This window comes from Rheinheimera sp. MMS21-TC3 (assembly GCF_032229285.1).
Lineage (GTDB): Bacteria > Pseudomonadota > Gammaproteobacteria > Enterobacterales > Alteromonadaceae > Alishewanella.
Genome location: NZ_CP135084.1, coordinates 1,709,897 through 1,726,726, shown reverse-complemented (window position 1 = coordinate 1,726,726; position 16,830 = coordinate 1,709,897). Strand labels below are relative to the sequence as shown.

The 16,830-nt window shown below is 39.0% G+C and carries 12 protein-coding genes; all 12 read right to left on the bottom strand.

What is annotated here, in order from left to right:
* Positions 1 to 60: 60 nt before the first annotated feature.
* Complete coding sequence (gene tssH / locus RDV63_RS08570; protein ID WP_313909085.1) at positions 61 to 2,727, bottom strand: type VI secretion system ATPase TssH; 2,667 nt, start codon at positions 2,725 to 2,727, stop codon at positions 61 to 63.
* A gap of 19 nt (positions 2,728 to 2,746) precedes the next feature.
* Positions 2,747 to 3,751, bottom strand: a complete 1,005-nt coding sequence (gene tssG, locus RDV63_RS08565) for a type VI secretion system baseplate subunit TssG (protein WP_313909084.1) — start codon at positions 3,749 to 3,751, stop codon at positions 2,747 to 2,749.
* A gap of 21 nt (positions 3,752 to 3,772) precedes the next feature.
* A complete protein-coding gene (gene tssF / locus RDV63_RS08560; RefSeq protein ID WP_313909083.1) occupies positions 3,773 to 5,605 on the bottom strand; it encodes a type VI secretion system baseplate subunit TssF in 1,833 nt (610 codons plus the stop codon).
* On the bottom strand, positions 5,602 to 6,102 hold the full coding sequence (gene tssE / locus RDV63_RS08555; protein ID WP_313909082.1) for a type VI secretion system baseplate subunit TssE: 501 nt from the start codon (positions 6,100 to 6,102) through the stop codon (positions 5,602 to 5,604). The genes tssF and tssE overlap by 4 nt, the downstream gene beginning before the upstream one ends.
* Before the next feature lie 12 nt (positions 6,103 to 6,114).
* Positions 6,115 to 6,936, bottom strand: a complete 822-nt coding sequence (locus tag RDV63_RS08550) for a type VI secretion system accessory protein TagJ (RefSeq protein ID WP_313909081.1) — start codon at positions 6,934 to 6,936, stop codon at positions 6,115 to 6,117.
* Between the two features lie 10 nt (positions 6,937 to 6,946).
* Positions 6,947 to 8,500, bottom strand: coding sequence for a type VI secretion system contractile sheath large subunit (gene tssC / locus RDV63_RS08545; RefSeq protein ID WP_313909080.1), 1,554 nt, complete (start codon positions 8,498 to 8,500; stop codon positions 6,947 to 6,949).
* A gap of 66 nt (positions 8,501 to 8,566) precedes the next feature.
* Entirely contained in the window at positions 8,567 to 10,060 is a 1,494-nt protein-coding gene (gene tssC / locus RDV63_RS08540) for a type VI secretion system contractile sheath large subunit (protein ID WP_313909078.1), read from the bottom strand.
* 1 nt (position 10,061) lies between these two features.
* The gene (gene tssB, locus RDV63_RS08535; RefSeq protein ID WP_313909077.1) at positions 10,062 to 10,562 is read right to left on the bottom strand and encodes a type VI secretion system contractile sheath small subunit; all 501 of its coding nucleotides are present in this window, start codon (positions 10,560 to 10,562) and stop codon (positions 10,062 to 10,064) included.
* 49 nt (positions 10,563 to 10,611) lie between these two features.
* Positions 10,612 to 11,718: a type VI secretion system protein TssA gene (gene tssA / locus RDV63_RS08530; RefSeq protein ID WP_313909076.1), complete on the bottom strand. Its 1,107-nt coding sequence runs from the start codon at positions 11,716 to 11,718 to the stop codon at positions 10,612 to 10,614.
* A 76-nt stretch (positions 11,719 to 11,794) separates the two neighbouring features.
* Positions 11,795 to 12,559: a PP2C family protein-serine/threonine phosphatase gene (locus tag RDV63_RS08525; protein WP_313909075.1), complete on the bottom strand. Its 765-nt coding sequence runs from the start codon at positions 12,557 to 12,559 to the stop codon at positions 11,795 to 11,797.
* Between the two features lie 2 nt (positions 12,560 to 12,561).
* The gene (tagF, locus tag RDV63_RS08520) at positions 12,562 to 13,287 is read right to left on the bottom strand and encodes a type VI secretion system-associated protein TagF (RefSeq protein WP_313909074.1); all 726 of its coding nucleotides are present in this window, start codon (positions 13,285 to 13,287) and stop codon (positions 12,562 to 12,564) included.
* Complete coding sequence (gene tssM, locus RDV63_RS08515; protein ID WP_313909073.1) at positions 13,269 to 16,817, bottom strand: type VI secretion system membrane subunit TssM; 3,549 nt, start codon at positions 16,815 to 16,817, stop codon at positions 13,269 to 13,271. The genes tagF and tssM overlap by 19 nt, the downstream gene beginning before the upstream one ends.
* Between the last annotated feature and the right edge of the window lie 13 nt (positions 16,818 to 16,830).

Sequence of the window (16,830 nt, the reverse complement as noted above, 5' to 3'; positions counted from 1 at the left end):
TGGCAACAATAAATTAACTGAAAGTATAATTGTTTTTTAATTAATTGATGACAGCTAGCATTATTGAATACTATATTGAAATGAATCATCATTAACTTCAATATTAATATGATTTATATCAATAGCTTGAGCAATATTTTGCAGCAAGCCAATAGACAATTCAGGGAGTAACTGGTTTTGTAAAATATTATGAATTGTTCTTGCTCCAGTCCCCGCATCTTGGCATTGATTAACAATAAAGCTGATTACATCTTCACTATATTTAAAACTAGCTTGATAATGTTGTTGTAAACGCTTTTCAATACGAGTTAACTGCAGCTGCGTAATGCGGGCTAACTTGGCATCATCTAATGGAATATAAGGTATTAAATTTAAGCGCCCTAAGAATGCGGGCTTAAATACCTGTAATAAATCTTCTTTTAATGCTTTAGCTAAACCATCAATAGAAGGTGCAGTATCAGGATCTTCAAATAAACGCATAGTGGTATCAGTACCCACATTCGATGTCATAATAATAATGGTATTTTTAAAGTCGATATCACGACCTTCACCATCTTTTATAGTGCCTTTATCAAATACTTGATAAAAGATATCTTGCACACCAGGATGGGCTTTTTCCATTTCATCTAAAAGAATAACACTGTAAGGCTTACGTCTAACAGCTTCAGTTAATACGCCACCTTCACCATAACCAACATAACCCGGTGGTGAACCAAGTAATAAAGAAACCTTATGCTCTTCTTTAAACTCCGACATATTAATAACTGTTAGCTGTGCTTCGCTGCCATAAACTTGCTCTGCCAAAGCTAAAGCGGTTTCAGTTTTACCTACACCACTTGGTCCAGTAAGTAGGAAGATACCGTTGGGTTTATTTTCATCAGCTAGCTGGGCCCGTGAAGTTTGCACCGTACGAGCTATAAGTTCTAAAGCGTGATCTTGACCAATTACACGCTCAGCCAAATACGTTTTCAATGCTAAAATAGTATTAATTTCATCAGCTTGCATTTTTCCTAACGGGATCCCTGTCCAGTCAGAAATTACTTCAGCAACCAATTCATCGCTAACTTGCCAGTGCACCATAGGCTCGGCAATCTGCTTAAGTTGATCTTTTATTGCCATTAACTGCTGTAGTAATTCCGCTTTATCATCTGTTTCAGCGGCGTTTCCAGTAGCATCTGAGCTGGCGATAACTTTGCTGCTTAGCGCTGTATCTGATTTAGGTGCAGTTAATTGTTGCGCTAACAGCCTAGCTTTAGCAACCTGCTCTTTTTCATATTGCCATTGCTCTGTTACTTGCTTTAGTTTTATCTCAGCCTCAAGTTTTAGCTGTTCTAACTCAACTAATTTACTATCATGAACCACACCTAAACGCGCTTCACGAGCAAGTAATTCTATTTGCTGGGTTAATTGTTTAACTTTACGCTGTAAAGCCTCTACAACTCCGGGAACGGTATCTTGACTCATAGCTACACGGGCGCAAGCTGTATCAAGCAACCCTACCGCTTTATCAGGAAGTTGACGACCATTAATATAACGGTCGGATAAGGTTACGGCCGCTTGCAGGGCTTGCTCAGTAATATTAACGTTATGATGTTGCTCCATTACAGTTAATAAACCACGCATCATTACAACGGCTAGCTCAACTGATGGCTCTTCAATTTTAACCACTTGGAAACGACGAGTTAAAGCAGCATCCTTTTCAAAATATTTCTTATATTCTGCCCATGTCGTTGCTGCAATAGTGCGTAACTCACCACGTGCTAAGGCTGGTTTTAATAAGTTTGCAGCATCATTTTGCCCTGCAGCACCACCACTTCCTATCATGGTATGAGCTTCATCAATAAATAAAATAATTGGCACAGCAGAGGAATTAACTTCTTTGATAACGTTTTTCAGTCGATTTTCAAACTCCCCTTTCATGCCAGCGCCAGCCTGTAATAAGGCTAAATCTAATACCCGTAAGCTGACTGTTTTAAGTTTATCTGGCACTTCTCCTGCAGCAATTTTCAAGGCTAAACCTTCTACAACAGCTGTTTTTCCTACACCCGCTTCACCAGTTAATATAGGATTATTTTGTCTACGACGAGTTAAAATGTCGATCATCTGACGAATTTCATCATCACGGCCAACGATAGGATCTATTTTTCCTGCATAAGCTTGAGCGGTTAAATCAGTCGTAAACTGATCTAAAGCTGGCGTTTTACCAGCTTGGACTATTTGACCTGAACCACTGTTGGCTAATTGCTGTTGTTCACTAGAGTGACGCTGTAATTCAGGCCAAACTCTTAATAACTCAGCTGGATCAACTTTTTCTAACGCAGGCACACGGCGTAATATTAAAGCAGATAAACTCTCGTCTTTTAACAGTGTATATAGCAAATAAGCCGAGCGAACATGTTGATCTGCAAAATCTATAGTTGTATTTAACCAGCAAGCACGTAATAAGTTAATTAGCTGTACCGAAATACTCGGTAAGCCGTTATTGCCAGTTTTTAGATGCTCTAGTACTTGCTGTAACTGCTGTTTAACGACATCAACATTTATATCAAAACTACGTAAAATTAAGCTTATATCGTTATCTGATTGTTCTAAGATAGCTTCTAGCCAATGCTCTATTTCTACACTGTAGTGACTTCGTGATTGACAGCGTGCAGTAGCTGCTTCTAATGACGCGCGGCTAGTTTGATTTAATTTTTCTACCAAACTTTTTAACGTAGTGTTTGACATGTTTGCTTCCTATGCATTACTAAGAACCGGTCAGCTGATAGCTGAAACGGGTCACTTTGTGTTGTTGATTTTTACGAACAGACAGACAGCTGCCTTTACCTAGAGTTAATGATGGTTGACCTAATTTTACCGCAGGAAAGACCCGATGAGCCGCACATAAAGTAACGCGTACGCTATAGCCATTAGGTAAGTATTCGGCTAATAAGCTGCGCATTAATTGGTTTTTATAGCTACCTGGTAACAAATCACGGGCTTGTTTGTCATTTGTGGTAATAATCAACTCAATAGCAGAACTGATATCCCAAACGCGTGATCCTAGCATGGCGCTAGAGCCTAAACGTGCGTTTAAGCCTGTAGGTTGCTCACTAGAAGCCAGTGCAGATTGATCAGGTTTATCAAGTGTTAGCCAGCAGCCGCGTAACGGTTCTAATTCAACATTTACACCTAATAAATGTGAAAGCATAGCTGTTAGCTGTTTTGCATTACGATTTTTTTGACTAAAAGCACCCGCAAAATAGCGACTTAACTCACTATCGGCACCAGATAAAGTCGTTAGTACTTGGCTGAAGCTATCCTGTTGTTCTGGCATCAGTTCATATTGACAAGCAAAACGATATTTTTCCCAAGCTCGATAATATAACGACACTAATCTATGATTAAATATATCGAAAAAGTCGCGCATAGTATTATCGCGTTGCTTCATACGATGAAGAACTAACTCTGTATAGTGCTGAGGTAAAACACCACTAGGACCAGTTAACCCCAAAAAGCTAACATGCATATTAATGCTTGTCGTTAGTGCAAATACTGTTGTACCAGCGCGGTTTTCTACTTTTGTGATTGGCTGGCCTGGAAAACCTAAATGCTGTACTGACTTAAAACGAATCAGCTCTTGATGCGGAAAACCATCGCGACCTACACCATACCAACGTTTTTGCTCACGACTATATTGTCGCTCGACACTGTATACCGCTTGATAGAAGTCAAATTCTGAAGGCGCCTGTTGTAATTGCTTAATGCTCATGATCAATACTCAGGTCTATAATCACAACAAAACCTTGCTGCCACACTGAGCAGGCCATTGATAATATACTTGTTCATGGGATTTAATTTTTATGGCTAGCCTAGTAAAACTATTAATACTGGCATATTGAGCAAAGAACACATTAAGTACACTGGCAAAAAAATAAATGCTACTACCCGCATAAGACGATTGACTAAACTCTATTAAAATATCACTGCCACTACACACAGCCACACGACCATTTTGCACCACTCGTGCTGAGCTTGGTGTAATTTTAATCGCACAAATACCCTCTATCAGTGCTTTAGACTCAGGTGTACAACGAAAGTCATATAGTTGCAGGATCTCTTGTAGCCGCTGTAAGGCATTATCAGCTGTGAAGTGATTTAACGTCAGATGATTAACTAACTGCCATCTACTTGCATCATGTAATGCAGGTCTAACACTTTGACCGGGCGCATGTAAGCAATGAATATCTTTAACAACATCAGCATATTTACGGATATTAAACCTAGGTTCGCCACCCCCGAAAGGTAAATAAGCAGGTAAATTACGATTACTACACTGTGCCGTAACTTGTAATACCCAATTACTTGAGGTTTGTTCAGAATTGACACCTTTAAACTTACGGTCAATAACAGATAAATAAACTTCAGTGCCGGATTCTGAGTAACCTCCAGCCCAATCAGAAAATTCGCGGCGACTATGCCAAAACATATCTTGCTGTTGTAAGTAATCGGGATGACCTTGGCTATAATATGGATTAAGTTTGACTTCATTACCAAAGGGATCAAAAGCTTCTACTTTATCAATACGAATTACTTCACAGACATCAGCATCAAGATAGCGCGGAACCAATCGGTATTCATATTGCGAAGTATCCATATTTACCGGCTCAAGCTTTTGTTTGAACAAGTTTATGACTGGTGTGCAACCTAGTAATACACTATCGGCAGTAATATGGCGTTCTAATTCATCGGCTGTTTGGTCAAGATAAAAATATAATTCAAACTTATCAGCAATATCTGGCCAAGTTGGATCGAGATCTTTTAATTCAAAAAATAAAAACTTTTCAGGGCAAACAAATTGTTCAATTAACAATCTATAACCAGAGAAGCTTCTTTGACTATAAGGGATCACTTGATGCTCATCAGCAAAGCCAACGGCTTGTAACTGCTCGGCATTGATAAAGCGCATTAACTCTGGCTTACCTTCTGGAGCAATACCTAAATGTAATAACTTGCTAAGTAGCAACTCATACAACTTGTAAACATGATGGCGCTGACCATTTAAATAAAACCTAAGATTGGTAATAGCTAACTCACGTATAGCGGTATTTTCAAATTCACAAGCTAAAGTTAATTTAAGTAATGATTTAGCAACTTTTATTCCAGGCGGTTTGGGGGCATGAAAAGGGGCATTTTTAAATTCTGCAGCTATCACTTCTACAGGATATAACTCAGTGTTGTAACATGCCTGAAAAGTACAAGGCTTAAGGCCATCCGCCTCAGATTCAAACTCAGTACCGCGCTTTATGGTAATGCCTGAAGTAGATAAGTTTTGACTTGTCAGCTTTAAAATAGTTGTTGCGGGTATAGGGGCTTGATAGTCTGGGTATAACTGGCCCAATAAGGCATCAGTTAATTCAGGGAAACTATCATCAAGCTTCTGTCTTACTTGTGCTGTTAACAGGGCCACGCCTTCAAGCAACCTAGAAACATGAGGATCTTCAACGTTTTCTTCGCTAATACGCAGCCGTCCAGCTATTTTAGGGTACTGTTCAGCAAACTCAGCCCCCATTCGGCGCATGAAGGTTAACTCACGATTATAATACTTTAATAAGTCGTCATTCATGGCTGAAAATCCTTTATCGTCAATCCTAAATGCACAGGCTCTACTTCTGAATCAAACATAATATGTTCTGGCTCTGGGTCTGCATAAAGTAAAGCTTGAATACGTAGCTTCAACACACGATCCAAAATCTCCCTGACTTCTGGAATGGATACTTCTACATCAACAAATCTTGGCTCAAAGCGACGTATCGTATTTTCTACAGCGCGACAAAGTTGATCTCGTCCTTCAGTTGAGTCAACCACCATTACTGAAAAGTCAGGTAAACCATAATTTAGTAAACTCAATTCAAGTTCATGATAACTCTCAGGCCAAGTGTGCCATTGCACACGGCTATTAAGTAAGTTTTCTAAGTCACGACGAACACTCATACGCAAGGCTGTTAAATTAAAGCCTCGTTGATTTCGAGTACTATCTTTATGCCCGGGGTTTTCATCAATTAGCCGATCTAAGATCGACATTTGTAAAGGCTGCTTGCGGCTCAGCTTAGTCGTGCTCATCACTTTGCCTTATTACTGATTTACAACTGTGTCGGTAACTGCAAGGGGAATATCACTGAGGCAAAAACCTTGTATGTCGCTAAGTGCAATAGCCTCATCACCCACCAACAACATTTTTTGGCCAATACCAGTAACTAAACCTTCAGCTAACTGCTGCCAATCACTACCACGACCAAGCCGAGAATCAATACTGTCACATGCAATGTAAGTCATGGGCACAAAAACATCACCTTGCGGTCCATCTTTAATATAAATTTCTGCTCGGCGCCAAATTGTATCCAATAAAGATTCTGGTTTTTTAAACTGCAAGCTGTCTATTTGATCAAAGCGGGCTAAATAAAAATGACCATCAGTACCAAATAACTCTAAATAACCACAAAGGCTATCGTCTAAATCACGAACGGTTTCATAAGATTGGCCATTAATATCAATAGATACCGTTTGGCGTAGGCTTTCCAATTCAGCAGCAGCGCTTACTGCTGTGGCAAGATCATTAGCATTTAATGCTACACGTAACGAAAGTTGTGCTTTAAACATAGCATCGGGTTCATCAAATAACTGTGCAGTCATGCCAGCTTGGTAAAAATCTTTACGCGCGGAAGCGGCTCGGATAAGTTGACGTAAATTAACAGCACCTGTGACAAAGTCTGGATGTTGGCGAAGCATAATATCAAGTTGTTGATCAGCTTTTTCAAATTCGCCTTGGACGCAGAGTAATTCTATATAACGCGCCCGTATATCAGAGTTTAATGGGTCATCACGCAATGCTTGGCTAGCCATAGTGATGGCAGGATCAAGTTCAGCTTGTTTAATTAAGGCATCTAATTTTTTCATCTATATTCCCTTACGTTTGTGCCGTTTGTTTAGGCGATAATTCAGCAACTAACTTCACGGTAGTCACCATTTGATCCAGCTGGAAGTGCGGCTGTAACTTTATAATTGAAAAGTACCTTCCAGGTTCACCACGCTTTTCTTTTACTTGAATATGAGCCTCGCGCAGAGGGTGGCGCGCTCTAACATCTAACGAAGCATCGGTTGAAGCTGTTGTGTATTGATGCAACCAGCGTTGTAAATCTTGCTGGCACTCTTGGGCAGTAATATAGCCACCCACTTTGTCACGACTGATAACTTTTACATAATGAGCAAAACGCGACACACACAAAATATATTGCAACATTGCTGATAACCGAGCATTAAGTGAGGTGATTTGATTATCATATTGTTTGGCTTGTTGCACAGAAGCATTATTATAAAAGGCAAAATAATCACTATAGGGCACAGAGGATAAAGCAACAAAACCATTATCTGACAGGTCAGCCTCAAATTTATGACCTATTAATAAATTAACCGAGGGTTTATTTAAGGCTTGGTACTTTTCGGTTTCATATTGGCTAACAGGCAACTGACTAACTAAACCAAAGTTGTAATGCCCTGATTTCATGCCTCGAATTTGAGCAAACCAACCTGACTCGCTATAGGCTCTAACTAATACTGATGCAAACGCAAAGGCGCTATTGCCCCACAAATAATTTTTTTCAGGACATGCCAAAGACTCTTTAAAAACAAAGCTTTCACTGCGACTACCATCATCTCTATAAGGGCTGCGCATTAAAACTTGGGGTAATACCATACCTAAAAATCGTGAGTCTTCCATGGCACGTAGTGCCCGCCACTTTATATATTCTGGTTGTTTGAATTGACTAGCAATATCCGAAACTAAACCTAATTGGCTAAAGTGATCGACACCAAATAAGGAAGGATGGGCTGCACAAATAAAGGGAGCAAAAGCGGCGGCTGCAGTACGAACAACATCTTTTAAAGTATCTAGATCATTGCCACCTTGTTCAGGACGTACTTTGTGGCTAATTTGGTAATCACCAATTAACACGCCAAATGGTTCACCACCAGGCATATCAAACTCATTATCATAAATGAGTTTAAAAAAGTCACTTTGATCAAAATCTATAGCCCGTTTAATATCTTTAGTCAGTTCAGGCCAAGATAGACTGATTAATTTTACTTTAACTTTTTGTTCGCGATCATGTTGTTCGGTCTGCTCTGTTAAGTATAAAAGACCACGCCAACTTGATTCTAATTGCTGAAACTTTTCATGATGAATAATTTCATTTAATTGTAAATTAATTAACCGATCAATATCAGCTATAGCGCGACATAACATGGCACAAAGAGCAGTTACATTAGGTGCTTCATGACCTGATATATGCTCTAACCAATACATAATAGCGTTTAATGCTTTGTCTTCACGTAAAAATCGAGCCAGAACACCGCTTCGCTCTAATTTAGTATAAGTAGGCTGTATCTTTTGCGCTTGCGCACTATCGACACAAGCTTCTTGCCTAAATAGATCTTCATTAATAAATTTTACGGCGTCTGACATCATTATCTCATTACAACAAATTAATTTGGCTCGCGTATCTGTTATAGAACAGATACGCGAAGCTAATTAGCCACCCATCTCTGGGATTTTTGCAACTAATCGTAACGATGTAGAAAGCTCTTCTAATTGTAGCCATGGACGTAACCAAGCTACTGCATTATAAGAACCAGGACGTCCTGGTATTTCACGTACCTGAACTTTTGCATCTGCTAATGGATAACGTGCACGAACTTCTTGTCCGCTGCCCTCTGAAGCGTTTACGTAAGTTAAGATCCAGCGATTTAACCAAACTTCAACATCTTCTGCCTCCATAAAACTACCTATTTTATCGCGCGCCAATACTTTTAAATAATGCGCAAAACGAGATGTTGCCATTAAGTAAGGTAAACGTGCTGAGATAGCGGCATTGGCTGTAGCTTCAGGAGAATCATACTTCTTAGGTTTTTGTGCCGTTTGGGCACCAAAAAACACCGCATAATCGGTATTTTTATAGTGACAAAGTGGTAAAAAGCCTAATTTACCTAGTTCGGCTTCACGACGATCTGTGATACCAATTTCAGTTGGACATTTTAAATCTGGATCCCCATCATCGCTCATAAAGATATGACTTGGTAACCCTTCAACTTTACCACCACCTTCTGCACCACGGATTGCCGTGCAGAAACCGTATTGAGCAAAGGCATTTGTTAACTTAGCGCCCATAACATAAGCTGCATTCATCCAACAATATTTATTATGATCAGTCGTTTTAGCAACATTTTTGTTGTTATCTAATTCAAACTCTTCATAGCCAAACTCTTCAATTGGGCTTGTCGACTCACCATAAGGTAACCGAGCTAAAACACGCGGCATAGTTAAGGTAACAAAGCGTGAATCATCACTCTCACGGAATGAGCGCCACTTGGTATATTCTAAAGATTCAAATATTTTTTCTAAATCTCGTGGTTTAGACAATTCAGTCCATTCATCAAAACCAAATAAAGCCGGCGATGCGCTAGATAAGAAAGGACAGAAACCTGCTGCTGAAACATTTGACATATACGTTAAGGTTTCAACATCTTCAGGGTGATTAGTAAATTCATAATCACCAATAATAGCGCCATAAGGTTCACCACCTGGCGTACCAAATTCAGACTCATAAACTTTCTTGAACGTTTGGCTTTGATCAAACTCAACAGCTTTACTTAAGTCTTTATATAATTCTTTTTTCGTCATACTAAGCATGCGAATTTTAAGTGAAGCACTAGTTTCAGAATTTGAAACTAAATGATGTAAACCGCGCCAGCTTCCTTCTAACTTCTGAAAAGAAGGCGTGTGCATAATGCAGGCTAATTGATCAGAAATAAGCTTATCAATACGATTAATCGCTTCATTAAACGTAACTGTTAAGTTTTTATTCCAGCTAACAGTGCCATTTAAAGCTTCTTCCGCTAAAGTGCGTAACAACTCTTCAGCACGTGATGCATCAGTTTGTTTAGTGGCACCAATAGCTTGTTCTAATAATGAGTGGCTAGAAACTTCACCGCTATCATGTTGTTCAACTAAGGCTTCGCTACTCATATTACTTATCCTCTAAACTCAAATCTTGCGCTAAACTTTGTAAGTCTTCACCGTTGTTAAGCACCCGCTCTAAAATATTTTCTAACTCTTCAGAGCGATCAATTTTAGTCATTAAATCACGTAACTTATTACGTGTAGCCATTAGCTTATCTAGTGGTTCAACCTGTCTAACTATCGAGGCAGGTTCAAAGTCTTGCATTGATTTAAACTGCAAATCGACATTGAATTCAGTCCCATCATTAGCAAGCTTATTTTCAACTTTAAAGTTTAATTTAGGATTCATTCGCTTTAAAACTTCATCGAAGTTATCGCGGTCAATTTGAACAAAGCGACGATCTTTTAAGGGTTTAAGCGCTTCAGTGTTCTGTCCTGCAAAATCACCCATAACGCCAACAACAAAAGGTAACTCTTTTTTAACTGCCGCTCCTTCTGTTTCAACATCGTAAGTAATATGCACACGAGGCTTGCGCACTCGTGATAATTTACTATGAATACTCTCCATGGTGTCTCTCCTGTTACTCAGCTGTCGTTGGTGGCAGCATACAAAATAATTATCTTTCTTGCGGTATACCGGCTAACCGGAAAAATTGGTTTCGACTATTACTGTCATCCATCATTTCTTGTAAAAGCTCAGGCAAGGTTAATCCGCTCCAATGCAGAACTTGTTCTAAAGCATAAGAAATAGGTGAATGTGGCTCTGTTTTACGAAAAAAATCTGCCGCTTGCTTAAGCGTCTCAAGTACATGTTCACGGCTTTGTAATTGTTTTTTAACAGGCTCAATATTCTGTTGCTCATCAGAAGTATCGCCTTTTGTTATAATTTCATCTTCAGCCGCTTCAGCTGCTAAACTAGTAAATTTTTCTGCAGCTAAATACAGCACAGCATCGCGGCATTTTATTAATGCTGAATTAATTGCACTGGTAGGCTGCGGCTCATTAGCCATAGCTTTATCCATTGCCTGAGCAAGTAATTGAAACTCTGAAATTGATAAATCAATATCTTCAAGAAGCTGTTTATAAAATGAACTACTCGAGCTAGCGACGGCCTCTTTTATTTGCTCTAAACTTGCCACTCCAGCATCAGCTTTAATTTGTTGACGTTTTTCATCTTTACGCGAGATAGTCGCTGCTCTTTGATATTGCCAACAAGCAAACTCTCCGACATCCGTCTGCTCTGTTAATGGGATACTTAATATCGGCGTAATTAATGCACCATCACCTTCATAGCCATTTAAACCGATTAAAGGCGCGATACGTGATTCTAGGCCATCTTCATCAGGTGAAGGATAAAGGTGATCCCAAAAATGCTCTATTAATAAACGAGTTGCTTTAAAGCCAGCGGCTAAACCAGTAAATCCATCTGTACGACATAAGGCTTCAATAAGCCATGCCGCATATTCAAGGTCTTTAACTTCATTAGTGATAATTTGTGGTAACTTTTCGCTAAGTGGCCGCCATTCTAGAGATAAAGATTGAAAATCATCATCTTCTGCTAACATTGCTCTTTCATGGGCCCGCGCTTGACCACGTATATCTTTTAATTGGTAATATTGTGATGTTGGTGAAGAATCAAACCTAGGGTCAACCCCAGCAGGGCTATCAGCAGACACCGCTTTAATTAACAACTCAAAATCAACTTGATTACTAAAAAGCATCATTAAGCCAATAACATAAATATTTATGCCTACAATGTTACTTTATTGTTTTTATAATCACAACCATTAACTTTAAAAACTACAATTTTAAATATTTTGGTATAGTAACATCCTTTCCGTTAACATTATTTTGATCTGCTAACTTAACTAAAATGGTGGTTACATTATCTCTAGCGCCCGCAACTAAAGTAGAATGTAATAATGCTTTATTTGCATCAGCAATATTGTTATTAAGGTATTGTTTAATTTCTGAATCGGATAACTCTTTATTTAAACCATCGGTACATAACAAAAATAAATCACCTGGCTGCCAGACTCCACTTACCACATCAACCGAGACATGGTTATCAACACCAACTGCACGGGTGATAACATTAGCTAATTCATGACTTTCGGCTTCTGAACTATCTAGTAAACCTTGCTCTACCATTTCATTAACTTGACTATGATCCCGTGTTAATTGGCGTAACACATTATCTCTTAAAATATAGCCACGGCTGTCACCAACCCACAAAAAGTGATAGTGAAATTTATCAACTAATAAAATAACAACTGTAGAACCTGCTGTATTACCGTTTAACTCTTGCTCACTATAGTGGCAAAGCTCTTTATTGGCTTGATGAAGGGCTTCAGTTAATACTCGAACTGAAACTTGTTGACATCTTTTAACAACGCTACTAATGGTTTCAACCACTAATTGACTAGCGACGTCACCTGCGGCATGCCCCCCCATCCCATCTGCAACTACCCAGACACCTGCATCATATAAATCAACACAGGCATCCTCATTGATCTTACGCACTAAACCTTTGTGGCTTTGTGTATGGGAAACGATATGGCTCATGGTTAATTACCTGTAGATTTTATTTGACTAAACTGCCAGCCCCAGCGCTGCCAATCGCCATCTAACATAGCCGCAAATTGGCTTACTTGTGGCAGACCTGCAGTTAATAACGTACAAGGAGGTATCAGTTCAGAGCCATGCGTCCACCAAATACAATAGCGACCATAATGCTGCTGATAATTGTGATGTAGCAATAAAGAAGCATCCACTTCATTATCTACCTCTATCGCTATAGCAGCTTTCGCTTGTGCCCGGTTAGTATGACCTAATTGGATCTGTTGCTCAGTTGGCCATGCTATATTCTGGGTAACTAATGCTTCTTGCCAAGGAGTTAACTTAAAGTTATCTTCTAAGGTTTGTAAAATTAAGTCTTCATGCTGTTCGGTCCAGCCATTATTTAACCGAGCTTGAATTACTGGAGCATTTAACTGCTTAGCTAAGGTAAATGGATAGTGCCGACCTACTTGATCAACACTAGGCATTAAGCTACCTAACATCGCATTATCACCACAAACATCAGCAGACAATGCAAAGTGCCAAATAGGGCTAGTAAGATAGGTAGCTAACCATTTATCGGTTAATTGCTCTCTACTCACAGCTAATACTGCTTGTAGCCATTCATTCCAGCTATCAACAAACCCCATAGTTAAGCCGTGCGTCAAAAAGTCCCCTCGGCTAGGAATTTTACCTGAATAGCCAAGTTCTGTTGTTATAAAGTTGCCGGACAACTGAAGGCCTCCAATGCTTTATTCCAAAAAGGATTATTTACCGTATCAGGTACTAGCTCGACGTGAGCATGATTACCTTGAACAGCCAGATGTAAAATTTTATCGTCTTTAGTGTCAGCTCTGTTTTGAGTGACATTATCTATAAATCTAAACCATGACCATTCACCTGCGTAACTTGTATTAGCAGGTAAGCCAGCTTTAGCAGGCGTAAAGACAATTCGAGTTTGCAGTTTATTTCTATCACCCGGCCAAGAGAATTGTCTAAAGCGTGATGGGCCATGGCTATATGATAGCTCTTGACCATCAAGCTCTAATAATAAATGGGTAATGTGCCGATCTAAATATACCGGCCTTAAGCTAAAGCCAACATTTAATTTTTGGCTACCTTCTGCAAAAAATGCGGTACGAATTTTCTCAGCATTTTGAAAAGTTCGTAATACTTTATGATCTAAACCAATATCCTTTTTAAAGGTCCAAGTAGATCGGCTGGTATTAACAAAAGGTTTTAAATATTCAGAAAAAAACTGTTCTAAAGTACCGCCATAGCCAAAAAATCGCTCAAAATCCCGCAGTTTGATATCATCTGAACTTGCTTTATTTAACGGGTATCGCCCCGCTATAGCACGTTTATATTCTGCCAATACTGTGCCTTTCCATGCCTCATTAATATGTTGGCGGCTACCTTGAGCAAACAATTGTGTCGTTTCTGTTGAAATATCACCAAGCCAATCAGAAAATGGTGGTGGAATGTCACTTTTCAATCTACGTATAGCAACACTTAACTCATTACTGCCTTCACCATTTAACTGATTGCTATAAGCTTGCTTAGCAATACCACCTGGCATATATAATCGCTCTAGATATTCATGGTACAAACGGCTTGTTTTTTCAATTTGAATAAATTGTGCTTCGCCTAACTTTAAAATAGTATCGAAGGCATATTCAACTTCTTTACCTGGTAATGACTTTGTCAGGTTTGGCATATTATCTGGCATAATCCGAGTTAACCGTGACTTTTGCGAAGAAAAGCTTGTTGCCGCCACCTTACCTGCAACATCAAGTGCCATATCAGCTTCGTCAGACTGCGGCAAATGAGTTAATCTGACGTTTTCCTGTACAGCTTTAATAATATTTTGAATAGGCTGCTCTGGACCTGTCAACACTTTAGTAACAAACACACCGTCTTCAAGGTTAACCACTCGATCTAAAGTAAGATCGTCTAATAGCTCTTGCCAAACATAAATATAATCACGAAAATATTTTGCAGTAACTTGCTTAGATAAAGTGCTGTCAGTACTTTGTTGTTCATTACCATCCTGAACTCCCTCACCGTAAACCCAACTATCTTCCATTAAACTGCGAATGATGCGTCTTTTTTCAATATTAAATAAACCATGAAAGCCTTTATAGGTATACAAGCCAGAAATACCTTGTTGTAACGGTAGCCCACTTTTACGTTTAAAAATTTTAATACTATCGCTACCTAACACATCTATTACTCTAAAGTCAGGTATATGGCTTTTAATAAGTTCAGATTTAATTCGCTGATATGCACGCTCAGCTAATGGCACTGTTAATAATAATTCTCGTGCAGCAACTACGGCAGATTCATTATAAACAGCACCTTTAATATGGCTTTCTAACAGCGCAGCAAGGTGGCTTTGTAATGACGAACGTAAGTCTTTATTTACCGTACCTGAAAAGCGGTGTTCTAAATAAACTTCAAACCAAGTATTTAGTTGAATGGCATCAAATTTATCTTGGTTAAATAACATTAAATAGGTTTTTAATGTTTCATATAAATAATCACGATGTTCAGAATTATGTTCCATTTCATCTATTAAACTGTTTAATAAAAATGGAACAAACTTATTATATAAACCATTTTGATAAGCGGTCTTGCCTGCTTGACCTAGTTTATCACCTTGATAAAGGCCATAGTTTTTCGGTCCACTCTCAGGAATAACGCCAGAATAACCCGCGGGTAAATCTCGCAACAAGTTTAGCTGATGATTTAAATCTACAATATTTTCATCTATTGAAGCTCTATCTGCTAAATGTTGGTATTGCGATATCGAACCTGAAACCTCATCAACAAGCTGTTTATTCCAGCTATAGCTACCAGACCAAGAGAATAATAACCAAATAGAAATTAAAGCTGAGCTTGCTAACACACCGTGCCGGATCCAACGATGCTTATTTTTATGGTGTAAATTTACTGAGGCTAACTCATGTTCAGGAATAACAATTTCTTCAAAAAAACGCTTAATAAAATAACTTTCTCCTTCCCCCGTTTGCCGACGCATTGGTGGTTCAGCTAAACCAAAATTATTACCTAATTGTGACATTACGCGATCAATAGGCACCCCTTCTTGCGTGGCACTAGCAATATAAACTCCGCGAAGCATAGTTGGCTTCTCAAAAGGGTTTGGCGCAAATATTTCTTTTAAAAAATCATCTGCTGCACTTTGTAATAACCGAAGCTGCCGTGGAAACTCATAGATTGCTGCCCGATTATCTTGATCATGCTCAAACTGTAATCGATGAAATAACCGCTGCGTTAAGCGGTTAATCATATTATGAAATTCTTTATTAAATGATGACACAGCACCTTTTTCATCGTGCTCAATTGTAAATGTCATGCCCCAAACTTGCTCTCGTTCTTCTTCACTCATATTACGGAAGAACTCGGTAAAACCTGCAATCAAATCTGCTTTGGTAAACATGACATAAACCGGAAACGTCATGCCTAGTTGATTTTGTAACTCTTGTACTCTTTGCTTAATAGCACGAGCATGTAAATGACGTTCCGTTCTAGTTTGGCTTAACAAATCAGCCAAACTAACAAATATAATAACGCCATTAATTGGCTGTTTTGGACGATATTTTCTTAATAAACCTAAGAAACCTTGCCAAGCAGTTGAATCTTGTGATGCGTGACTGTCTTGTGTTGTATATCGACCTGCAGTATCAATTAACACCGCTTGATTGGTAAACCACCAATCACATTGTCGGGTACCGGCAATGCCTTCAATTGCATCGTCACCTAGCTGTTCTTTTAATGGAAACTCTAGCCCTGAATTTTGCAAGGCCGTTGTTTTACCAGAGCCTGGCGGGCCAATTAACATGTACCACGGTAATTGATAAATATCGCGAGACTTACTAAAACGGGCATGTTTTAAAATATCTAAGGCTTTTTGCATCCGTTCTCTTAAAACGGCAATATCACGTTTAGCTAATTCATCTTGTGGCTGCTGTTCATCTCCATTTAATAGCGTATCAACAGCTTGACGATGTGAACGTGCTTCTTTTAAACCTTTAATATAGTGACTGCCACCCCAAATTATCGCGATAACTAATAAGGTAACCAGTCTTGCTGTAACAGTTGCTAAAGGTTCATAACCGGCAATAGCCAACAAGGGACCACCAAACCAAATAAGTAGTGCCAACGCCAGTAAGCCCAATACTGTAATAGTAATACGCGACTTAAGAAAACGCACGACAGCATGCAGCGCTGCTTTAAACTTCATAACATATCCCTTG